This window comes from Chryseobacterium sp. KCF3-3, from assembly GCF_045865955.1.
Taxonomy (GTDB): domain Bacteria; phylum Bacteroidota; class Bacteroidia; order Flavobacteriales; family Weeksellaceae; genus Chryseobacterium.
In genome coordinates this window covers 5,403,922-5,428,543 of the sequence record NZ_AP035792.1, presented here as the reverse complement: position 1 = coordinate 5,428,543, position 24,622 = coordinate 5,403,922, and the positions used below count along the sequence as shown (strand labels likewise).

The window sequence follows — 24,622 nt, the reverse complement described above, 5'->3', positions numbered from 1 at the left end:
TACCGTTGAAGAAACTCATAATTCCAATCGGTGCTTTGATGATATCAGGTTTTGTACAAGCCCAATTAAGCACAACAGAAAACTATACTTACAGTAAAACATATCTTGATTATGATGCCAATAACCAGCCTACCAAAACGTCGGAAACTGTTCAGTATTTTGATGGACTGGGCAGGCCTAAACAAATTGTCAATATAAAAGCAACTCCCACAGGAAAAGATCTGGTAACAACGATACCATATGATGGATTTGGAAGACAGGTTGATACCTGGCTTCCCGCGCCCATGAATACATTAAACGGCGGAATTCAATCAGGAGCAGGGGGTGCAGCCCAAACTTATTATGGAGATAATACTCCTTTTGCACACAAAAACTTAGAAAATTCACCTCTGGATAGGATTTTCGAACAAAAGCAAGTGGGAGCAGCATGGAGCACAAAGCCTGTGAAATTTGAATACAATGCAAATGAAGATGGCGAAGTGAAGAAATATAATGCGGTTTTCAATTACAGTACTTTTGAAACACTCATTACGGTTTCTACTCCTTATACAGCCAATCAATTGTATAAGAGTACAGTAACGGATGAAGATGGAAATAAAACCATCGAATTTAAAAATGGTAAGGGTCAGGTTGTGTTGGTAAGAAAGATGCTGAATGCAACTGACAGTACAGACACTTACTATGTTTATAATAACTATGATCAATTGGCATATGTTTTATCTCCTAAAGCAGCAGATCTTATTAAAAGCTTAAGCCCTGGAGTACCGGTTCCGGATACGGTTTTGAATACTCTTTGCTATCAGTATAAATATGATGGAAGAGGAAGGGTGGTAGAAAAAAAGCTTCCTGGTAAAGGCAAGGAATTGATAATATATGACAAGCAAGACAGAATTGTAGGAACTCAGGATGCCGAATTAAATAAAAAAGGACAATGGCTATATACCCAGTATGATAAGTTTGGAAGAGTTGTTATTACTGGAATTGCTACTGGAGGAGACCGGAACGCAGAGCAAATATTAGCTGATGGTTCTGGAAATATGTTGAGGAATAGCTCAGCTGTTTTTAACAGGCAGGGAATGGATGTTTTTTACGATCCTGATATTACCTATCCTCATGCGTCTAAATGGGTTACTTTATTATCTGTAAATTATTATGATTCATATCCCCAATATAGCTTCAATCCATCTGTTTTATCTGTTTTGGGAGAACCCGTACTTACCGAAACCCTTACTGCAGACGGAAGAAGTACCAAAGGGTTTCCTGTTATGAGTTTTGTAAAGAATATTGAAGATGATAACTGGACTAAGAATTACACGTATTATGATACTAAGGGACGAGTAATTGGAAAGCACTCTATTAACCATCTTGGAGGCTACACCAGAACAGAATCAAAACTTGATTTTGCAGGACTCCCCAAACAGACCATTACCAGACATAAGAGATTAGAAACAGATACCGAAAGAATTATCACAGAAAACTTTGAATATGATAATCAGAACAGGCTTGTGGTACACAAACATCAGGTTGACAGTAATCCCGTAGAATATCTGGCTCAAAATACCTATAACGAAATTTCCCAGTTGGAATCAAAAAAAGTGGGTGGAATTGCTGCTGGGGCTCCGCTTCAGCAAATTGATTATAAGTATAACATCAGAGGTTGGTTGACAAAAATCAATGATCCTGCGAATCTGAACGGAAAGTTGTTTGGATATGAAATAAAGTATCAAAATCCTGTAAATTCTCAGAGCATAGGAAAATTCAATGGTAATATTGCTGAAATTGATTGGAACAACGGATCGGAAAATCTTCTGAAACGTTATAATTATGAATATGATGCAGTGAACAGGTTAAGAAATGCTTTCTATAAAGAACCGTCTACAGGGAATACAGGTTATTTTGATGAGTATCTCAGCTATGATCTCAATGGTAATATAAACACCTTAAAAAGAAATGCAGCTCCCGTATCACAAGGGACTACTTTTGTACAGGTGGATGATCTTAGCTATCAATATACAGGAAACCGTTTGGATAAAGTAATTGAATCAGCAATGAATGACACGGGCTATGAAGGAGGAAATAATATGATTGACTATGATTCGAACGGAAATATGAATACTATGCTTGATAAAGGGATCCATGGTATAACTTATAATTATCTTAACTTACCGGATAACTTTTCAATTACTCAGACCAATTCTATAGGAGAAATTAATAATTTTGGATTAGATTATCTTTATAAAGCCGATGGTAAAAAAATCCGTAAAACCTATACAAGCGGAGGAGGAAGAGGAAGTACAACAATTACGACGAATATAACGGATTATTTAGATGGTTTTCAATATGGCTTTTCAGAAACTACAATTTGTCTTTGGTGCAGAACAAGTGTCGCATACGAAGAGGCAGCTTTTAAAAATGAAAATGAAGTGAATGCCATAAAGCCGATTAAACCTCTGTGGATACTAGACTTTGTTTCTACGGCGGAAGGTTTTTACAGTTTCACAGAAAACCGCTATATTTATCAGTATAAGGATCATCTTGGAAATAGCAGAGTAAGTTTTGCTAAAAGTAGCGCAGGGACTCTTGAAATAACCGATACCAATAATTATTATGCATTTGGAATGAATCATATTGGAACCAATAAAGGATTATTGGGAGGTTATAAAAATTATAAATATAACGGGAAGGAACTGCAGGAGACTGGAATGTACGATTATGGTGCTAGGTTTTATATGTCAGATCTTGGAAGATGGGGTGCTGTTGATCCTTTGTTGGAAAAGCATAGAAGACATAGCCCATATAACTATGCTGTCAATAATCCAATTTTATTTATCGATCCTGATGGTAGAGATATTAGGTTTGGTAATAATATTTATTCCTATCAAAAGGATAGAGATTATGCTAAAATTGAAAATGAATTTGATCGAAATGTCTATAAGGCGTTAGATTACTTATATTCTCAGGAAGCTCTTAATATAACTATTGGAGAAGGAAAAGATGCTACAACAGTTAATGTTATGGATTTTATGATCAATGACAAGAAAAATACTTTTACAATTTCAGAACAGACAGAGAATGGAAAAAAAAATGAATATGATCCTAATAGTAAATCTGTGAAATTTAATCCATTAGAAGGTATCAGATTTAGGAAAGATGGCACCAAATCAACTTTGGAAGAAGGAAATGTAGGCTATAATAGTCCATCTTCAAGATTAGGACATGAAATACTGCATGGATTTAATCATTTTTCAAATCCAAGTAAATATAGAGAACGAAATCAAAATAAATATGAAGGAAAGGCTGAAAAATCAATATGGACACCAGATAAACGAAATATTGGGTTTATAGATGAAGAAGAAGAATACAATACCGTAAATTTGGGGAATCAAATGAATCAAAAATTAAACGAAGATAAACGAACAAACTATGGTATAATACCTTATCCAGTAGAAAGTGTAACTTCTACAAAAATTAAACCACCAACAGAACCAAAACCATGATCAAGATTAAATATTCCATAATACTGGCATTATTAGTAACAATTATTACATCTTGCAATAATCAAAAAATAGTATTAATATATTCTAAAAACACTGTTAATAATAGTAAATATGTGATAGCTTCCGATTTAAAATATTTTTTTTCGGATAGCAATGATATAAAACGGGTTTATCTTCGAAATGAAAAGCTAAGCCTTAAGCTAGAGGATATTAAGCAAAAGATTGTAACTAAACATCAAATTATTATTCCTGATGATAGTTATTATGTATTTGCATTTATTACTAAAAAAGATACCTTATTTGCAGATGATAGACTAGAATTTTGGAGATCTGGAAATAAAGGGGTTTATTTTAAACTCGTTGATTCTGAAAAGAATAAAATATTGAAGTATTATAAAATTTATCCTAGTCAATGGTAATTTATAACTAGGTTCTTTGTTTGATCTTATTATTTTTTATACAATCAGGCATTGTGGTAGGTATATAATAAATTAATTTCTTATCAAAGTAAAATAAAAAAATGGCGTCACTTGTTGTAAAGTGGCGCCATTTTTATGTTATTTCTTTGTTGGAATCTATTAATTTCTTGGATGAAAAAGTAGAAGTCTATAACTTTGAAGTGGAAGTCTGCTGCTAGGCATATTTCTGGAGGAAATACAAATGCAGTAGAAATGGAAGGTATAGAAGCCGCAGCTTCCCCCACCAAACGTTAGGTCTTTCATTAAATAAAAAAGAGAATTATGTGGGAGGAATGTTGAGAAGACAAGGAGACACAATAATTACAGATGAAAATTCTGAACATACATGGGATAATCAAATCAGAAAACAGGTCTAAAAGTTAATCATGCAATATGGAGATAAGAATAATATATATATATCAGAGATTAATTATGAATGTTATTTTTGCGGTAATTGTTGGAAAATAGTTTACGAAGGTAAAGCCACAAATATTGATATGAATAATTTCTATGGTTATCCTTTTTATATAATTTTTGAAAATATAGAAACGGCGAGTCAACAGTTAACAATGCTCATTAATAAAAATAATATATTACTTCCCGATATTTTTCCTATAGAACTCATCTTGAAAGATATTATTGATCACCACCAAGGTTACTGGTTAAATGTGTGTTTATATTTTATTATTAAAATGGAATGTTTGAACAGTAATATGATACAGCTTTTGAGTACAACTCAAAATAATAAAAAATTTAGTCAAGAATTAAGGCATAAAATAAGAAAAGCTATACTTATTAATAATTAACTAAGATTGGAATAAAAATTAACGCTATTGGATTGAATACCTGCGAACTATATGGTGGTAATATTCAATCAATGATGAAAAAACTTTGGTAATGTCATATAATGTTATTAAATTTATAATGAATTCCGAATAACAATATTATTACACCTCACTAAATTTATTAATCATGAAAAAGCAAATCTTTATCATTGCGCTGTCTCTGGGAGCAATCACCTTAGGAACCAACCAGGTTATGGCACAAAATTCAGAGCAGGTGAGTACATCAGTAAATATTATTTTATCGGACGTTATAGCAATGGACATTAGCTCTGTTGCTTCAGAAGGTGCCGTAGATTTTAATTATGGGAGCACAAAAGACTATAATTCATCAAAAAATGTAACCGTTCCCAACAGTTTAGTCATTATTTCCTCTAAAAACTTTGATGTAAAAGTAAAATCTGAGGGTACACACTTTGTAAGTGGTGCAAACCTAATTCCTGTAGATATATTGCAGGTAAAAGCAATACCGGGCGGAAGTTTGGTGGGAACCCTGAATGAGGTCACTTTATCTACAGCTGATCAGGTGCTGGTGAGCAATGCAAGTTTAGGTACGAAACAGTCTTTGAATATTGCCTATTCCATTTCAGCGGAAAATGCATCCAAGGTTCTTCTGGGAAAACCACAGGGAACTTACACACAAAAAATAACTTATACTGCCACTGCATTGTAAGTAAATAACAATTTTAAATAGAAAAGCCCTCAGTACTGTCGAAGTATTGAGGGCTTTTCTATTTAAGTCTGTGTAGTGATTTTACTACGTGAACTTCCTTTTTCCACTACAAAGAAACTTTTAGCACCACTATAAATTTGCAGTATACAAAAGATAACAATTAAGTAAAAAATAACAATAAAATATTACAGCCATGACAAAACAAATCGTAATCACAGCCTTAACTTTTGGAGCCATCATATTTGGAACTAGCAATGTTCAAGCTCAAAATACAACTGCAACCACTACGGTAAACATAACCCTGAACGATGTAATCTCCATCGACGCAGGAAGTACTGCCATTGGTAATACTGTTGATTTTAACTATGTTACTGCAGCAGACTACAACTCTGATCAGACCGTTACTAAAGCCAACTCTTTGAAAGTTACTTCCACAAAAAACTTTAATGTTAAAGTAAAAGCAGGAGGTGCTAATTTTATGAACGGAACGAACTTAATCCCTGTCAATGTTTTGACAATTAAAGCTGCTACAGCTGCCGGAACAATGGGTGGAACAAAAAATACTGTAGTTTTATCTGCAACAGATCAGAATTTAGTTACAAATGCTCCTCTTGGAAGTGCATTAACATTGAATCTGGATTACACTATTCCAGCAGCAAAATCATCATCGTCTGATATTTTAGGTAAACCAGCGGGAACTTATACTCAAACAGTAACTTATACCGCAACTGCTTTATAAATTAATTTTTCATATTAATATTTTGTGATTTGGTGTTTCGAAGGCTTCCTCAGGAGGCCTTTGATTTTTATGTATTGTACCGATATAGATAAAATTCAAAATCCGGTAATTTATATTACGACAGCTTTATAATAGAAATAACAGCAATTTATATACGGCCTCAACACTTTCTAAGTATTGAAGGCTTTTCTATTTAAAACCAATGAGTAATCCTGTAGTGATTTTACTACGTGAACTTCCTTTTTCCACTACAAAGAAACTTTTAGCACCACTATAAATTTGCAGTATACAAAAGATAACAATTAAATAAAAAATAACAATAAAATATTACAGCCATGACAAAACAAATCGTAATCACAGCCTTAACTTTTGGAGCCATCATCTTAGGAACTAATAATGTTCAGGCTCAAAATACAACCGCAACCACAACGGTAAACATTACTCTGAACGATGTCATCTCCATTGATGCAGGAAGTACTGCCATTGGTAATACAGTAGATTTTAACTATGCTACTGCAGCAGATTACAACTCTGATCAGACCATTACTAAAGCCAACTCTTTGAAAGTTACTTCCACAAAGAACTTTAATGTTAAAGTAAAAGCAGGAGGTGCCAATTTCATGAATGGAACGAACTTAATCCCGGTCAATGTTTTGACAATCAAAGCAGCTACAGCTGCCGGAACAATGGGTGGAACAAAAAATACTGTAGTTTTATCTGCAACAGATCAGAATTTAGTAACCAATGCTCCTCTTGGAAGTGCATTAACACTGAATCTGGATTACACTATTCCAGCAGCAAAATCTTCATCTTCTGATATTTTAGGTAAACCAGCGGGAACTTATACTCAAACAGTAACTTATACCGCAACTGCTTTATAAATTAATTTTTCATATTAATATTTTGTGATTTGGTGTTTCGAAGGCTTCCTCAGGAGGCCTTTGATTTTGTATGTAATGTACGGATATAGATAAAATTTAAAAACTGGTAATTTATAGTACGACAGCTTTATAATATAAATAACAGCAATTAATATACGAGACTGTCCAAAAAGTTTGGCAGCCTCTTGTTGTTATAAAGAAATAGAATTTAAGAGATTTTGAGGGTCATATAAATGTCTTGAATCAACCTTAGATCTGATACTTTATATAAAAACCATTCTTGTTCGATAAAATTTAAATAGAATTAACAGGTCGCTCCTCCGGAGCTTTATTTATGGATTTCATTTTTCTACTAACAGTAGATCCCGATGGGATCAAATTTAGCTCCGATGGGAGCTGACTGTTAATAGAACGTATTTGTTTTAAAATTAGAGCTCCGGAGGAGCGACCTGTTAATTCATAGCGTAAATATTAATATTTTCAATGTATTTATACTTTTTATCGGACAGTAATGGGTTGCATAAAAAAGACTGTCGTTTTTGGACAGTCTCTTTTCTATTTAAGTCAAACTCATAAACCCTGTAGTGATTTTACTACGTGAACTTCCTTTTTCCACTACAAGGAAACTTTTAGCACTACTATAAATTTGCAGTATACAAAAGATAACAATTAAGTAAAAAATAACAATAAAATATTATCATCATGAAAAAACAAATCGTAATCACAGCCTTAACTTTTGGAGCGATCATATTTGGAACTAACAATGTTCAAGCTCAAAATACTACAGCAACCACCACGGTAAACATTACTCTGAACGATGTAATCTCCATCGATGCAGGAAGTACTGCCATTGGTAATACGGTTGATTTTAATTATGTTACTGCAGCAGACTACAACTCTGATCAGACCATTACTAAAGCCAACTCTTTGAAAGTTACTTCCACGAAGAACTTTAATGTTAAAGTAAAAGCCGGAGGTGCTAATTTCATGAACGGAACGAACTTAATCCCTGTCAATGTTTTGACAATTAAAGCTGCAACAGCTGCCGGAACAATGGGTGGAACAAAAAATACTGTAGTTTTATCTGCAACAGATCAGAATTTAGTTACCAATGCTCCTCTTGGAAGTGCATTAACACTGAATCTGGATTACACTATTCCAGCAGCAAAATCATCATCTTCTGATATTTTAGGTAAACCAGCGGGAACTTATACGCAAACCGTAACGTATACCGCAACAGCTTTATAAATTAATTTTTTCATATTAATATTTTGTGATTTGGTGTTTCGAAGGCTTCCTCAGGAGGCCTTTGATTTTGTATGTAATGTACGGATATAGATAAAATTTAAAAACTGGTAATTTATAGTACGACAGCTTTATAATATAAATAACAGCAATTAATATACGAGACTGTCCAAAAAGTTTGGCAGCCTCTTGTTGTTATAAAGAAATAGAATTTAAGAGATTTTGAGGGGCATATAAATGTCTTGAATCAACCTTAGATCTGATACTTTATATAAAAACCATTCTTGTTCGATAAAATTTAAATAGAATTAACAGGTCGCTCCTCCGGAGCTTTATTTTATTGGGATTTCATTTTTCTACTAACAGTAGATCCCGATGGGATCAAATTCAGCTCCAATGGGAGCTGACTGTTAATAGAACGTTTTTGTTTTAAAATTAGAGCTCCGGAGGAGCGACCTGTTAATTCATAGCGTAAATATTAATATTTTCAATGTATTTATACTTTTTATCGGACAGTAATGGGTTGCATAAAAAAGACTGTCGTTTTTGGACAGTCTCTTTTCTATTTAAGTCAAACTCATAAACCCTGTAGTGATTTTACTACGTGAACTTCCTTTTTCCACTACAAGGAAACTTTTAGCACTACTATAAATTTGCAATATACAAAAGATAACAATTAAGTAAAAAATAACAATAAAATATTATCATCATGAAAAAACAAATCGTAATCACAGCCTTAACTTTTGGAGCGATCATATTTGGAACTAACAATGTTCAAGCTCAAAATACTACAGCAACCACCACGGTAAACATTACTCTGAACGATGTAATCTCCATCGATGCAGGAAGTACTGCCATTGGTAATACGGTTGATTTTAATTATGTTACTGCAGCAGACTACAACTCTGATCAGACCATTACTAAAGCCAACTCTTTGAAAGTTACTTCCACGAAGAACTTTAATGTTAAAGTAAAAGCCGGAGGTGCTAATTTCATGAACGGAACGAACTTAATCCCTGTCAATGTTTTGACAATTAAAGCTGCAACAGCTGCCGGAACAATGGGTGGAACAAAAAATACTGTAGTTTTATCTGCAACAGATCAGAATTTAGTTACCAATGCTCCTCTTGGAAGTGCATTAACACTGAATCTGGATTACACTATTCCAGCAGCAAAATCATCATCTTCTGATATTTTAGGTAAACCAGCGGGAACTTATACGCAAACAGTAACTTATACAGCAACTGCTTTATAATAAAAAACACATCAATTTTATAATAAAAAAACACATCAATATACATGCCCTCAATACCTGAAAAGTATTGAGGGTTTTTCTATTTATCATATGAATAAACCCTGTAGTGATTTTACTACACGAACTTCCGTTTTCCATTACAAAGAAACTTTTAGCATCACTATAAATTTGCAGTATACAAAAGATAACAATTAAGTAAAAAATAACAATAAAATATTATCATCATGAAAAAACAAATCGTAATCACAGCCTTAACTTTTGGAGCGATCATATTAGGAAGCAATAAGGTTCAAGCTCAAAATACTACAGCTACCACAGCTGTAAATATTACCCTGAACGATGTAATCTCTATCGACGCAGGAAGTACTGCAATTGGTGGGACAGTTGCCTTTAACTATGTTACAGCAGCAGACTATAACTCTGATCAGACCATTACTAAAGCCAACTCTTTGAAAGTTACTTCCACAAAGAATTTTAATGTTAAAGTAAAAGCAGGAGGTCCAAATTTCGTCAATGGTTTAAATTCAATTCCTGTAGATGTTTTGACAATCAAAGCAGCAACAGCTGCCGGAACGATGGGCGGAACAAAAAACGATGTGGTTTTATCTGCAGGAGAAAAAACTTTGGTTGCAAATGCCCCACTTGGAAGTGCCTTAACACTGAATTTGGACTACATCATCCCAGCAGCAAAATCATCATCTTCTGATATTTTAGGTAAACCAGCGGGAACTTATACGCAAACAGTAACTTATACCGCGACTGCTTTATAATAAAATTTTTAGTTTGTAAAGGCTTATTTTGCTACGTTTTCAGTAGTTTTGAGAATCTTTATTATTAAACTATTTACACCATGCACAAGTTTATTCACCTTTTCATTTTCTTTATCCTTACAGGGTCTTCTTCACTTCTGGCACAAAGTATCTCTATGTCGCCTACACGCTTGTTTTTTACAGGTAATCCGGGAGAAAAAGTAACAAAGACCGTCACGCTTCAAAACAGCTCGGATAAAGATTATGTTTTTAATCTCAACTATAAAGATTGGGCTAGAGAAGAAGACGGAAATAAGGTTTATCTTGAAGCAGGCAGTTCAAAAACTTCCAATGCCTCTTGGGTATCTACCTTAGAAAACACTGTAACAGTTCCTGCGAAAAGTACAAAGGAGATTGTAGTAACCATGCAGATTCCGGCAAATGCATCACAGTCTGCCGTTACAAACAGCATGCTGTTTTTTACACAACTTCCTCAGCAGGCAGATAAGGCGCGTATTCAGAATGGTATTGGTATTATCACTTTATTTGAGGTGGGACTTCACATCTTTTACACTCCACCGGGAAACCATGTGAAAAGTTTGGATATCACCAATATTTCAGAAGTGAGCAGTGAGAATGCTGCGAATAGAAAAGTCGCAGTAAGCATCCATAATGATGGAAATACCATCAATGATGCTACCGTTGAGTTTGAACTTACCAATACAGACAGTGGTAAGGAAATAAAATTACCAGCAATTTCTATCTCCATGTTTCCGGATACCAATCAGGTTGTTCAGTTTTCTTTACCTGAAAACATTTCAGGGAACTTCCTTGGTGTGGTTATCGTCAAGATGGCAGAATCCAATGATTTACGTGTAGGAGAAAAAAACTTTAAATTTTAAAATTAAGCTTTGAAACCACAGAATGGAATATCAGTATCAGTACTAAGAAGAACAATCTTATTTTTTGTATTTGTTCTTCTGAACTTTTCGTGGGCCTTTGCACAGGAAAAAAAGGATATACAAATCCATTTTGAAAATGACAGTGTAACTGTTGAGAAGGGTTCTACTTTTACTAATTTCCTGGTTATTGAGAATAAAAGTTCTGAAGAGGTTACGATTCAGAATATCATCCCTCAGGAACAATATCCGGGATTACTTTTCTATCCTAAAAATGACTTTACTTTAGGCGCTGGTCAGTCTAAAAATCTTCCTGTGAAACTGATCGCCAACGTGGATTTTATGAAACTGAGATCCAATAAGATTCAATTTCAGGTTTCGTACGCCACTCCAACGGTCACCAGAACTGAAAGCGCTTCGTTCTTCGTCGCTAAAGGCGAGAACAAAAACATCGCGATTTATACGGCGACCTACGAAAATTTCATTAACCCTGCTTTGCCCCAATCCTCAATTCTGCTGACTGTAGAAAACCAGGGTTATAGTAAACGCACCGTTAAGATTGATTTGCAGTCAATTCCTGATGGTCTGGAAATTTTGCCCAAACAGCAAACCTTATCTCTGGAAGGTTTAGAAAAACAAACCGTTGAGATCAAAATTGCAGTCAGAAAACAGAATACACTTTATCCGGAATTTAATATTAATGCCATCGTCACAGATCTGCTTGATAATAAAATTGTGGGAAGCAACACACTTTACCTGGTTATTTTATCGCACAACAGACAAATTGCCCGTGGAAACGAAGGGGTGAGCGGAAGTAACTTTGCGGAGATGAGTTATAATGAAAACAGTTCAGGTTTCAATTTTCTTCAATTGAGGGGAAACACAGCATTCCGGGTGACTGAGAATTTAAAATCACGCTTCAATATCGGTGCAGATTACTATTTTGAAGATGGCCTTTATAACGTGTATGATACCTGGCTGGAACTGGAGAGAAAAAATACGGTTTTACGCCTGGGAAATGTTAATAGCAGCGATTACGACTACCCGGTTTTCGGAAGAGGTGGGAAAGTTTCTACAAAATTTGGTGACAATAATCAGATTGAAGTTCTTGCGCTGGAAAGTAATTATAATCTGTACGGTACTTATTTCCAGCAAACAGAAGGATCTACCATGGCGGGTGCAAAATATGCTTTTGGAAATACTAAATCTTTCAATGGAAAAGTATCCTATATATTCGACCATGATCCGCGCTTTAACGTAGATACACAGGTAGCGAACGCAGTAACATCATTGTTAATTAATGAAAAACACATCATCCGCACGGAGTTGGGCCTGAGCAACGAAAAAGGTCTTTCGAATAAAGACGAAAACACAGGAGCTTCAATGGGAGCTAATTACGATGGAAAAATAGGGAAATGGGATATACAATCTTTCAATTCCTTTGCCACCAAAAGTTATGCAGGGATCAAACGGGGATCTTTCTTCTCAAATCAGAGGATCGGCCGCCAATTTTCTGCTGCTCAGCGCGCTTTTATCCAATATCAGAATTCGCAGGTAGAACCAGAGTTCCTGAGTTTCCAAAGTGAACCTATCCAACCTGGGAATACCTCTAATTTGCGTTATTATTTCAACAGTACAGAAGCTTTGGGACTAGGGTATCAGTTTTCTTTAAAGAAGTTGAATTTCCTGCTTTATCCAAAGGTTGAAAAACAAAAAACAGCTAATTTTTACACATCGCAGGAGCTTTTTTCTTACCGGTTGGAAGCCAATATCAGTACTACATTAGGTGCTCACGGATTGAACCTGACGGCGGAATATTCTTATTCAAAAGAGAATGATAATCCGGAATGGTTCAATAGTTTGAAAACGACTTTATCTTACAGATATAAATCATTCTCTCTCAACGGAACAGCCCAATGGAATGCAATCAGTGTCTTTGATTTAAATTCTTATTATAATGTAAACCGTAATTTCGCCAACTATAATGTTTATGCTTCCTATAATTTCCAGATGTTTAATCATAATCTGACTGGATCTTTTTCAGCAGGGACCTTCTATTCGGAACTTTATAAAAATTTAAACAGCAATATCACCGGTAATCTGGAATATAAGATTTCGCCTTCCTGGTCCACCACAGGGTATTTTAATCTTTCCGGTTATAAATCTACGGCTGATTATGCAACCAGTGGAAGTTATTATCAGTTCAGAGTGGGGATTAAAAAATATTTTACCACAGCAACAGCTCTCGGAAATTATAAAGTGGCTTTCCAGTTCTTTGAAGATAAAAATTTTAATGGACTTCTGGAATCTGGTGAATCGGTACTTGCTAATGAAGTTGTAAAACTGGACAATTATGTAGCGATAACAGATAAGAATGGAAAAGTCGTTTTTCAGAATGTGCCTGAAGGTACTTACACACTGAAAATGAACGAAAGTGCAGGTGCCCGATTGATGATGGATCCTGTCATTATGGTGCATGCCAATATTAACCGTAAAGTAGGCTTGGTAAAAAACATCAGGGTAAGTGGGAAATTAACAGAGATCAGACAAGCCTACGATGTTTTGGAAACGGATGTAACCGGAATAGTGGTATATGCAAAAAGTGAAGAGGGTATGATCTATACTGCCGTGGTTAACCAAAAAAATGAGTTTGAGTTTTTCCTGAAAGATGGAAAATACACCCTTTATATTGAAAATGACAAATATAGCTATACACAACCCACCCAAACTATTCAGGTAACAAAAGAAGGGTACTCAAAAACAGTGGTTTTTGAATATAAAAAGAAAGACACCACCATTAAGGTGAAAAAGTTTTAAATTTAAAAGTATGAAAAAGATGAGGTCTTTTCTAATAGGAATTTTTACCGTGTTGTGCGGGTATACAGCCACGAAAGCTCAGGATGTTTACCTGTCGGTTCCTGAAAATAATATTTTTAACAGGAGCGAATTTACCTCAGTACCTACAAGGGTAATGACGAACGCCAACAGAACAAACTGGGACTATGCCTTTTTGGGATTACTCCCCACCGCTCCTACATTTACCTCTGTTTCCGGGCCAAATTTTACTCATTCTTCTTCCTCACTTACTTTACCAGGTTCCGCGCTTCTGTGGCAGTTGGAAAGTATGGGCGGGCAGATGCCTTCTACCGGATTTTCAGGTTATTTGCCAGGTTTTCAGTCGTTCAGCACAAGCGCTATAAGATGGTTTGAACCGCCATCCATCAGTCTGGGGGGAGGATTCAACCGGGGAAATATCAATTTTACATTTAAAATTCCTGCCTCACAATTCAGTGCCAATGCTTTCCGGGCCGGGAATTACTCCATGGATATAACTCAGAATTATAATGACTTCACACCACGTAATTTTAAAACAATTTTAGTCATTCCTTCAGCTATAAAATGGGTCGCAAACTCTTTAACAAAATACATAGAAATCTCTTCATTGAATGACTACCGCAGTACAAGCACAAAGGTGTGGGATTTGGGGAGTACGGAAATAGCCAATACAGTTGATTTTAATTTCTGGGCGAAAGCTGCTGCCACAAACATTCAGTTCACGTCCTCTAAAGGGGTTCCGGGAAACAGAAATATAGCAAGCATTAAATTGGGTAGTAACGGATCTTCACTCACAACCAAAGCCTTATCTTCCGATTTTCAGAATTTTTCTCCTGCTAATTTCAGTGTTGTAGCAGGAAACAGAAATAACTTCATTCCGCAACTTTATGTGTCTGCGGAAGATTTTAAAAACTTCTTTTTTGAAGCCGGAACTTATACGTTTGATTTGAACTTCAATGCCAGTAGCACAGATAACTCCATTAACAGTTTGCAAAATACGTCTGTTCAGTTAAAGGTGCTTCCTCTGTCGGAGATCACCATCCCCAGTTCCGGACGCAATGTAAACTTCAATTTTAATACCGCTGCCCATTACACCGACGGTCAGTCACAAATGATTCCCAACCAAATCATGTTGTCCAATAATGAAAATTTTGAGCTCTATGTAAAATCGGACGAAAATTATTTTAAGAAAGGTGGTTTACAGACCAACATCAATTCAAATATTTTACAAATTGGCATAGATGGGAGCTCTGTAAATGTTCCCTTATCCAAAACTCCTCAAAAAATACTCTTTAACGGAGCACCGGTTTTGGACCGTGGATTGAACGTAAAATACACCATATCACCTGCAGGTGCCCAAAGTTTGGTAGGAAAGGAAAATACCACTTACTCTATCAATGTTTATTATAGCTTTACGGCAATTTAATAATACTTTTTGAAAATGAATACTCTTATTTGCTGATGGAAAATTCTTCCATCGGCATAAATAAGCTGTATACGTTACAGTAATTCGTTTTCTGATTGTATTTTGTTACAGCATTTTATGACTGTGGTTTCATCATGCAATAGGTGGAAAATACAAAACTTTCCAAAAGATTTTCTGAAGTATCGCCATAGATACGTTTTCTTACTTTGATGATTTTCCCTTCATCAAACCCCTATATTTTCAATAACTGTAGATGTATTTTGGTAGCCGCGTTATCAATGAGTGCCACTTCAGGCTGCCATTTTTTATCTTGCATCATTCTGCTGTTTGCAATCAGTAATCTGTTGATACTGTTCTATATTTCACCTTTTCTCTATTTTCTATAATTCCGGTAAACAGTCTGCCAGAGTCAAAATTCTCCTGGAATCTGACACAGCCGTTTTTGTGAAATAAAACAGGACCTGTATTATTTCAGGTAAATCCCATTTGATTTTTCTTTTTACTAATATGATATTTTTTTTAACTTGCTACCTTCTGGAAGGAAGGCCTGAACTATGGTGTTTTTAGTTGCATTGAAGCAATATAACTCTTTCTGCCTTCTTTCAAAAAAAATAATTCAAACAGCTTCTAAAACCGTGATACTTAATTTATGAATGATTTTATCAACGAACTCCAATTAAAAATTGAAAGACTGGAAAACGAAATCAATTTCAAGAACGGATTGATCTCGATTTTGTCTCATGACTCAAAAGAACTGTTTGGGACCTTTGTGTGGCTTACAGAAGAGCTTGAGCAAAATACTCTAAGTGAGGAAGATTTTTTTAAATTGTTGCCGCAGGTAAAACGGGATGCCCAGAAGAATCTGCAAACTATTCAGGACAGCGTTGCCTGGCTAAAAACACAATACGGGGAATTTAAGATTAAACCCGTTAAAATCATGGTGATGGATCTGTTCCACTATTTGGAAGAAAAATACGCTGCTCGGTTAAAAGAAAAAAACATTAACTTTTATTTTAAAGGAGATCAAAATGCATTTCTCACAAGCGATCGCATGTTGCTCGAATATGTTTTCGACAAAATTTTCGACAATGCGGTAAAATACTCATTGCCGGGTCAAGATATTTATTTACAGGAAATTACAGAAGGTGATCAGATTGTACTTTCTATAATTGATTCCGGAACAGGAATAAATGAAAAGTATTTACCTGGGATCTACACTTATGGTAATCCTATATTTCTGGGAACTGCAGGCGAGAAAGGAGTGGGATTAAGTTTGAAAATTGTAAAAAATTTTATATCCTTGCTTAATGGAAACATCCAAATCATTTCCGCTGAAAATAAAGGCACCACGGTTTCTCTTTTTTTACGTAAAATTATAGAATAATGGGTTTAAAAGTAAACATTCGCATTGTTGTAGCAGACGATCATGGTATCGTCCGAATGGGTTTGATACAGACAATTAAACGATTCAGACCCGATGCCATCATTTCAGAAGTAGAGGATTATAAATCACTGTACAATTTAATTCTGAAAGAAGAATTTGATCTGGCCATTATGGACGTTAATATGCCTAATGGTAGTGTTCAGGAAGCAATAGATTACATAAAAATTCATCAACCTGCATTAAAAACTCTGATATTTTCTTCTCAGGATGAAGAATTGTATGGAATGCGTTATCTGAAAATGGGTGCTGGTGGCTATCTAAGCAAGCTAAGCTCCACTGAAGTAATTGAAACTGCTTTAACGGCGATGCTTAATAAAGGGCGATATGTAAGTGAGAATATAAAAGAAGCGATTCTTTTAGAATCATTAAACGGCTCTGTAAAAAATTCTCCCTTTGAAGCTCTATCAGACCGCGAATTGCAAATTGCCAATAAGCTTGCTGAAGGTCTTCCCCTCAAAGAAATTTCTAATCAGCTGAATCTCCATTCATCAACGATCAGTACATACAAAATCAGGTTGTTTGAGAAGCTGAAAATACGATCCATACCCGAATTGGTAGAGATTCTCAGGTTGTATAATCAGTAAATATTCTATCACAAAAATCTGATTGTGATCCAAGCTCTGCTCCTTTGTACAGAGTTACGGTCAGATAAACATGATCATGTAGCAATTGGTATCTGAAATTGGAGTTTATCGGAGTCGTTGATGAGTGTTTTGAGATAGACCTTCTTCGTCCTATAAAAACACCGGAATATCTTGCAGTAAGAAAACCTGTAATTTCTACTCCCTAAATATCTGTCTATTGGAATCAAGAATAAAAAAGCGTCACTTGTATCAAAGTGGCGCTTTTGGGCTATTTGTGACCTTCGAGTATATCTTCAAACACTTTTTTAGGTGCATTTGATTTTAAAATCGGTAGCCTATACCCAGTCCAAGCTTTATAACCTGATCGTGGTCTGTTTTATCTGCATTGAAAACAAGTTTTCCATAAGCTGCGTTGGCTTCGAAAACAAATCCTTTCCTGGTAACCAGTTTCCATCCAAAACCAGCACCTAATGCCAGATCATATACATCTTTACCCTCAGTGAATGTTATGTTGTCTGCTGCGTAGATTTTTTTTCCATCAATGGAAGTAAACATTCCAAATCCTTCGACAAAAAAACCGGAAGCATATTTCTTTCCAAAATAATATCTGTAATAGGGAGAAATATAATAATTCATATCATCATTTGCTGAATGGTCATATACTTTAAATGCAGAGATTCCCAGTGATGAATTTTTGTTGAGAAGCCTTTCATAACCTACTTCAAAAGCACCCATTAAAGGAGAAATTAGATTCAGTTTAATTTCATTTTTTTTCTGATATGGATCTCCATTAGTTTCGTTGTTTTGAGCTTCAACAGAATGACAAGCAAATAAAAAGATGAGTAATAAAAATGTTTTTTTCATAAAAATTAATTTGAATTATTTAAGTGCAAAACTCAGGTAATTCAAATTAGAAAGGGTTTCAAAAGCTTAAAAATGGAGAAAATGGTACTTATTTGATGGTATTTTTATATTCATTGGGTGTTTGACCGGTCACTTTTTTAAAGGCTTTATAAAAAGTTGTTTTTGAAGTAAACCCGGATTCCAATCCCATCGTCAACAAAGTATAGTTTTCGTATTCCGGATCTGATATCATTTCCTTGACAGCTTCCACCCGATATTGATTGATGTAGTGGGCAAAGTTGTCTCCAGTTATCGTGTTTACAATTTGGGAAACATATCCAGCACTTATGCCTAGTTTTTCAGCAACTTTTTCTCTGTTTAATGTACTATCGGTAAAAATCTGCTGCTCTTTGCAAAGCAGCTCAAGTTTTTGAAAATAAAGATTGTCAGCCGTTATAGATTCTCTGTATTCTTCTGCAATGCTATTTTCTGGCGTTATACTGTTTTCTGCAATTTGCAGATTGGGATGTATAATAACCAAATCGTTGTTTAGAAAATTGTAGATGGCATCTTTGTTTTTGGCAAGCTTGTATTTGTAAATGCCTATATAGGCTGTCCAGTGCGTGATAAATGTTGCCGATAAAGCCAGGGCACTCATGGTAGAGGAAATGTCTATTCCAAAAAAGAAGCCAGCCATATATGTAATTAGCCAGGTAGATAATAATAAATAGAGAGTCGTTAATAAGGTAATTACCCATTTTTTTTCTTGTGGATCTTTTAAATGCCTTATCATAAAATAAGAATAAAAAGGAGGAAACAGGATAATGATAAAGGCAAATAAAAGCTGAATCAATCTAAGTATATTGTTAATGAAAATACCAGAATCTGTGATTTTATAAATTCCTAAAATATCATTAAGATGGTAGATAATGGTAAAAGTAGAGGAATAGATAAACGGAATGTAATACAAATAAGCTCTTTGTCTGTTCTTTACAGTATCATCAATTCGGTTGATGATGAAAAGGAAGATGAAAACGGGTAGTAAAAATATCCATTCAATATAATCCAGAAAACATAGCAAAGGATAGGATTTAAATGCCCCTTCAATTTCAAAAACGTAATTCAATAAAACAAAGGAAAGTGCAAATAGTAAATAGGCTAAATATTTATTTGATTGGCTATTGAATAGGGAAGATTTTAAGATAACTATACCTAAGACTATTCCCTGAAAAATAGCAATATTTAAAAGTGTTGTATAGATCAATTTTTTAATATAAAATTTGTTTTAAATATACTTCTTTGATGCGAATTGATAAAAAAGAATTTTTTTGAATGCTGACAACTTTTTAAGGGGTTGAGAATGAGCTCAACTGAAATGATTTATTAATTTTATAAAAATTAAATGTAGAGAACAATTCTTGGGAATTAAAAAAAGACAAGTATCAGGTCGTAAAAGTTTGATATAAAGATTTTTATGGGTAAAAAAAGAGAGACAACTATCAAATAGTTGTCTCCTTCAGTGAACTCGACAGGACGCTATTCAAACTCTTTTTTGACTGATATGGAAAATGTTTTAAATGTATGTGTTTGATAATTATTTATTTATGAGGTTTTCATCTTGGTTTGAATACTGTTGAACTAAATTGGTTAGGAATTTTTAGCCTATGAATCAGATTAGATATTTAAACAAAGGCTTCGTAAGATGTCTGTTTATATCTTAAATTTTCTTACTGATAGATTTGAGGAATATTATAGTTCAATAAAAGTTCTATATAATGAAAACTTCAAATAGACTTTATAAAATATTTTGAAATTAAGCTGGAATAAACAAATTGTGTAATTCTCTTTTATTATTTTCAAAGTGGTTTGAGCTCTCTTAATTTTAGTAATTAAAAAATGATTTTCTGAGTTTTGATTGCATATGAATTTTTCTTAATATTATGATTAATAAAATCTCAAAACTAACCATGAAAATTAACTGTTTTAGGATTCAAAACTTCCGCCGTTTTAAAAATATTCTTGTGGATGTTGAGTCTGATATTTCTATTCTTGTTGGAGCTAATAACAGTGGTAAAACCTCAGCTACTCATGCCTTAGATATGTTTGTAAACAATCAAAAGGATAAATTCACTATTTATGATTTCAATTCAAGTTGTTGGTCCATTATTAATGACATTGGTGATGATCCTAATCAGAGTATTATTGATGATATTGAGCTTCCACAAATAAGTTTAGATTTATGGTTTAATATCAGAGAAACTGATTTGCACAGAGTTTTATATCTTTTGCCAGACTTAACTTGGGAAGGTTCAATAATTGGACTTAGAATTGTATTTCAGCCTAAAAGTAGTAGGGAAACATTAGTTAGATTTATGGAATCTAAAGCTAAGGTTGCTAAGTATGTGCCAAAAGAAAAAGATAAAAAATACAAGCCTTGGCCTAAAAATCTGATTGATTTTTTAAGTAAGCACTTAAGTCAGGAGTATGAATTTAGATATTATTCTCTAGATCAATCAAAGTTCGATGAAAAATTTAATCAGAAAGAAAACTATACACCGCTTTTATTACAAAATGACAAGAGTAAACCATTAGTAAAATCACTACTTAGAGTAGATACTTTACATGCCCAAAGGTATCTTTCAGATCAAGCCTCAAATGCTCGATCTGAAGACCTTTCTAAGTGTTTGAGTCGTTTTTATAAAAGAAATCTTGAAAAAAGAGAAGATGACCACGATGCATTAAGTGCTTTATTTGACTCTGAAACCCAATTAAATGAACACTTAAAAAGTGTTTTTAATGACATGTTAGAAAGGCTTGGAGAATTGGGGTACCCTGGTGTTTCCAATCCTCATCTAGTTATTAAATCAGCACTGAATCCAACTACTATAATGAGCCAAGATACAAAGGTTCATTATTCTATGGATGGGACTTCAAACGGACTTACGCTGCCGGATAACTATAATGGCTTAGGTTTTAAAAACTTAATATACATGGTTGTAGAACTATTAGATTTACAGGCCCAATGGATAGATGAAAAAGAGGATAGAGCCTTATTACAACTTATTATAATTGAAGAACCTGAAGCTCATTTGCATACACAACTACAACAAGTCTTTATAAGGCAAATATTAAATATTTTGAAGATTACAGATGAAGATGCTTATTATTATGGAATGCAGTTAGCAGTAACAACACATTCACCTCATATTTTGTATGAAAGAGGTTTTAAACCTGTAAGATATTTTAGAAGAGAGGGGATTGCGGGTACTAACCAACACTCTGTTGCTTTAAATCTTTCTACATTTTATAAGGATGAGCCAGAAAAATATTTTTTTGAAAGATACATGAAAATGACACATTGTGATCTTTTTTTTGCAGATGCTGCAATTCTGGTTGAAGGAAATGTCGAAAGAATATTATTACCTGCGATGATTGAAAAATCTGCGGATAATTTAACCAAAGCCTATTTGAGTATTTTAGAAGTAGGTGGGGCTTATGCTTATAAGTTTAAAAGCTTGATCGAATTTTTAGGTATACCAGCGTTAGTTATTACTGATCTTGATAGTGTAAAACAAAAAACAGTAGATGGTAGTGCCAATACGGATGATGAAGATGAAGACGATGAAGATGTTGAATTGGAAATTTCTGAATCTGCTGAATCTGAAGAAATGATAAAAAAATATCTTATAGGAAAAGCATGCCTGCCTGACTTTGAAAATGCAATTACTTCTAACCAAACACTTGTTAGATGGCTGCCTAAGAAAGTATTGATTTCTGATCTTTTAGCTTGTAATAGTGAAAATCTAATTCAGAACCCAACAGAAACTAGTTTGTCGACAGTATATATTACATTTCAAAGAATGGTGGAAATAATTTGGGGTGAGGAAAAACATATGGTAGTGGGTAGGACCTTGGAGGAAGCTTTTGGCTTAGAAAACACAGAATGGTGTCAGTCATCGGAGGGAAAACATGTGGGACTAAAACTTAGAACTAAACCTAACAGCATAACTGAACTAACTGAAAAAATACATAAGCGTGTAAAATCTAATTCATTTAACAAAACAAGCTTTGCGTTAGGGGTTTTATCATCAAGTTCAGAAGATTGGATTGTGCCTAAATATATAGAAGAAGGGCTAAAATGGTTAGACCGTCAAGTAAAGATAGATATTCCAATTGTCCCTAAAGAAATACTGGAGGAAAATATTCATAGTGATATGACTGGCGCCGAGTATGAATCTAAAAAACAATCCAATGACTAAAAGATTAAATTCTCCCGATACTGAAGCTGATGTTAAATTAAAAACCTGTTTAGACAAATTTCCTCGAGTAAGTTTTAATATGATTGCTGGTGCAGGTTCAGGTAAGACAACATCACTTGTTAAAGCATTAAATCATATAATCACAACAAAGGGGGATGTTTTGAGAAGAAGAGGGCAACAAGTAGCTTGTATTACTTATACTGAGATAGCTGCACAAGAAATTTGGAATGATGTTGAAAATAATCCTCTTGTGCATGTTTCTACTATTCATAGCTTTCTTTGGACTATAATCAAACCTTTCCAAAAAGATATTAAGAAGTGGGTGATCCAGCGTATCGGTGAAAAACAGTTTGATATAAAATCAAAAATAGATAATCCACGTACAAGAATATCCAAAGATAAGCTTTATAGACAATTAGAAAAATTAAATTCTCAAGCATTAACAATCGAAAGTATACCTTATTTTGGTTACGGTACAGGTAGTAATTATAGTAAAGGTATTCTTGGACATGATGATATTATTAAATTGGCCATTTCAATGATTGAGGATTTTAAAATGCTTGGTACAATTGTTAGTCAAAAATATCCATATATATTCGTTGATGAAAGTCAGGATACTTTTCCAAATATAGTTACCACATTTAAAAAAATTGATTCATTACATAGCGAAACATTTTGTTTGGGTTTTTTTGGGGATCCCATGCAGAAAATTTTCCCGACTGGTGTTGGAGAAATTCCTATTGAGGAGAAATGGGAGACGATTACTAAACCAGAGAATTTTAGATGCTCACAACAAGTATTAAAAACTGTAAATGCAATTAGAAAACCAGCAGATGGATTAGAGCAAATAGGAGGACGTATTGAGGAAGGTGAACCTGTAGAAGGAAGTTCACAAATATTTATATTACCAATCGATGAATTCCGAACTGAAAATATGAACAAAGTTCAACAATGGATGGCTGAAAGTCAAAAAGATGTATCATGGCTGTCTGATAATGTTAAAATTTTAGTTATTGTCCATAGAATGGCTGCAATTAGATTAGGATTCCCTAATCTTTATGCTTCAATGAATGACACTGCGCCTTCTGCATTTAAAGATGGACTTCTTGATGGTAGTGCTTGGCCACTCAAGCCATTTATGAATTTTGTTCTTCCAGTCGTAGAATTTTGTAATAAGGGATCAAATTTCGATATTTTAAATATTCTTCGTAATCAATGTCCAAAATTATCAAATGGGACTTTAAAAGGGACCGAACTACGAAAGGCTTTGGTTGAACTAAAAATAGCCACTGACAAATTAATAGAGATGATGGATATTTCATCAAACTCTACTGTACTAGATGTATTTAAAATTATTCAAGATAATAATCTGATCGTTTTGGATGAAAGAATAGTTGCCCACTTAAACGGAACAATTGCAAGCGAGTTTATTGAACAAAATGATGGTGATGATGATTCTTTAGCTATTGAGATAGATGCAATGCAAAGATACTTTGCATGTAAAGCAAACGAATTCTTAGGTTATAAAAAATACTGTGATGATGGATCTCCATTTGCGACACAGCAAGGTATTAAAGGAGCTGAATTCGAAAAAGTCATTACAATTTTAGATGATGATGAAAGTTCTCATAATCTTTTTTCATATGATAAATATTTTGGTATTATACCTCTTTCAGATACAGATGAAAAAAATATTGAAGATGGAAAAGATAATGTGATAGCTAGAACCAGAAGACTTTTTTATGTTTCTTGCTCACGAGCGAGAAAGGATCTGGTGGTAATATATTTTAATGCAGATGTCGATGTTGCTAAAAAACTAATTGGAGCTACTGATATTTTTGCTACTGCTAATATTTATACTGTTAAAAATTTATCTCAAAATTGATCCTTAAAAGGAAGCAAATATGTAATGTGACTCGTATAGATTAAGTTAAATAATTCGGAGCATTAGTTTTATACAGTTAATTAAACTACGTCGATAGGTTGGGCACCC

Annotated in this window: 18 protein-coding genes; 16 read left to right on the top strand and 2 right to left on the bottom strand. The window is 34.2% G+C overall.

The window, feature by feature from the left end; translation table 11 throughout:
- Window positions 1-5 precede the first annotated feature (5 nt).
- From ACKTTZ_RS24180 to ACKTTZ_RS24115, 14 genes are all read left to right on the top strand, one after another.
- Window positions 6-3,497 (top strand): DUF6443 domain-containing protein, encoded by a 3,492-nt coding sequence (locus ACKTTZ_RS24180; RefSeq protein ID WP_407846813.1) that lies wholly within the window; start codon window positions 6-8, stop codon window positions 3,495-3,497.
- Window positions 3,494-3,916, top strand: a complete 423-nt coding sequence (locus tag ACKTTZ_RS24175) for a hypothetical protein (protein WP_034699544.1) — start codon at window positions 3,494-3,496, stop codon at window positions 3,914-3,916. Before ACKTTZ_RS24180 ends, ACKTTZ_RS24175 begins: the two co-directional genes overlap by 4 nt.
- Window positions 3,917-4,341: 425 nt before the next feature.
- Window positions 4,342-4,761 carry a hypothetical protein gene (locus tag ACKTTZ_RS24170; protein WP_407846812.1) on the top strand — a complete coding sequence of 140 codons (420 nt, stop codon included), beginning with the start codon at window positions 4,342-4,344 and terminating at the stop codon, window positions 4,759-4,761.
- 166 nt (window positions 4,762-4,927) lie between these two features.
- Complete coding sequence (locus tag ACKTTZ_RS24165; protein WP_253316725.1) at window positions 4,928-5,470, top strand: peptidoglycan-binding protein LysM; 543 nt, start codon at window positions 4,928-4,930, stop codon at window positions 5,468-5,470.
- A gap of 193 nt (window positions 5,471-5,663) precedes the next feature.
- The gene (locus ACKTTZ_RS24160; RefSeq protein WP_407846811.1) at window positions 5,664-6,209 is read left to right on the top strand and encodes a peptidoglycan-binding protein LysM; all 546 of its coding nucleotides are present in this window, start codon (window positions 5,664-5,666) and stop codon (window positions 6,207-6,209) included.
- Window positions 6,210-6,544: 335 nt separating this feature from the next.
- The gene (locus ACKTTZ_RS24155; protein WP_407846810.1) at window positions 6,545-7,090 is read left to right on the top strand and encodes a peptidoglycan-binding protein LysM; all 546 of its coding nucleotides are present in this window, start codon (window positions 6,545-6,547) and stop codon (window positions 7,088-7,090) included.
- A gap of 702 nt (window positions 7,091-7,792) precedes the next feature.
- Window positions 7,793-8,338, top strand: a complete 546-nt coding sequence (locus tag ACKTTZ_RS24150) for a peptidoglycan-binding protein LysM (RefSeq protein WP_123280015.1) — start codon at window positions 7,793-7,795, stop codon at window positions 8,336-8,338.
- A gap of 706 nt (window positions 8,339-9,044) precedes the next feature.
- Window positions 9,045-9,590 (top strand): peptidoglycan-binding protein LysM, encoded by a 546-nt coding sequence (locus ACKTTZ_RS24145; RefSeq protein ID WP_123280015.1) that lies wholly within the window; start codon window positions 9,045-9,047, stop codon window positions 9,588-9,590.
- A gap of 224 nt (window positions 9,591-9,814) precedes the next feature.
- On the top strand, window positions 9,815-10,360 hold the full coding sequence (locus tag ACKTTZ_RS24140) for a hypothetical protein (RefSeq protein ID WP_034699552.1): 546 nt from the start codon (window positions 9,815-9,817) through the stop codon (window positions 10,358-10,360).
- 80 nt (window positions 10,361-10,440) lie between these two features.
- Window positions 10,441-11,241, top strand: a complete 801-nt coding sequence (locus ACKTTZ_RS24135) for an Fn3-like domain-containing protein (RefSeq protein ID WP_253317994.1) — start codon at window positions 10,441-10,443, stop codon at window positions 11,239-11,241.
- Window positions 11,242-11,250: 9 nt separating this feature from the next.
- Complete coding sequence (locus ACKTTZ_RS24130) at window positions 11,251-14,055, top strand: hypothetical protein (protein WP_407846809.1); 2,805 nt, start codon at window positions 11,251-11,253, stop codon at window positions 14,053-14,055.
- Between the two features lie 10 nt (window positions 14,056-14,065).
- Window positions 14,066-15,499: a hypothetical protein gene (locus ACKTTZ_RS24125; RefSeq protein ID WP_034699557.1), complete on the top strand. Its 1,434-nt coding sequence runs from the start codon at window positions 14,066-14,068 to the stop codon at window positions 15,497-15,499.
- Window positions 15,500-16,148: 649 nt separating this feature from the next.
- A complete protein-coding gene (locus tag ACKTTZ_RS24120) occupies window positions 16,149-16,883 on the top strand; it encodes a HAMP domain-containing sensor histidine kinase (protein WP_034699559.1) in 735 nt (244 codons plus the stop codon).
- Complete coding sequence (locus ACKTTZ_RS24115; protein ID WP_034699561.1) at window positions 16,883-17,527, top strand: response regulator transcription factor; 645 nt, start codon at window positions 16,883-16,885, stop codon at window positions 17,525-17,527. Before ACKTTZ_RS24120 ends, ACKTTZ_RS24115 begins: the two co-directional genes overlap by 1 nt.
- Window positions 17,528-17,848: 321 nt before the next feature.
- On the opposite strand, the gene ACKTTZ_RS24110 is transcribed toward ACKTTZ_RS24115, so the two are convergent.
- Window positions 17,849-18,391, bottom strand: coding sequence for a DUF3575 domain-containing protein (locus ACKTTZ_RS24110; protein ID WP_253317998.1), 543 nt, complete (start codon window positions 18,389-18,391; stop codon window positions 17,849-17,851).
- 88 nt (window positions 18,392-18,479) lie between these two features.
- Window positions 18,480-19,496, bottom strand: a complete 1,017-nt coding sequence (locus ACKTTZ_RS24105; protein WP_407846808.1) for a helix-turn-helix domain-containing protein — start codon at window positions 19,494-19,496, stop codon at window positions 18,480-18,482.
- A gap of 841 nt (window positions 19,497-20,337) precedes the next feature.
- On the opposite strand from ACKTTZ_RS24105, the gene ACKTTZ_RS24100 reads away from it, so the two are divergent.
- Together ACKTTZ_RS24100 and ACKTTZ_RS24095 are read left to right on the top strand one after the other, a co-directional pair.
- A complete protein-coding gene (locus ACKTTZ_RS24100) occupies window positions 20,338-22,629 on the top strand; it encodes an ATP-dependent nuclease (RefSeq protein WP_407846807.1) in 2,292 nt (763 codons plus the stop codon).
- Window positions 22,622-24,514, top strand: a complete 1,893-nt coding sequence (locus ACKTTZ_RS24095; protein ID WP_407846806.1) for a UvrD-helicase domain-containing protein — start codon at window positions 22,622-22,624, stop codon at window positions 24,512-24,514. Before ACKTTZ_RS24100 ends, ACKTTZ_RS24095 begins: the two co-directional genes overlap by 8 nt.
- The last annotated feature ends 108 nt before the right edge of the window (window positions 24,515-24,622 follow it).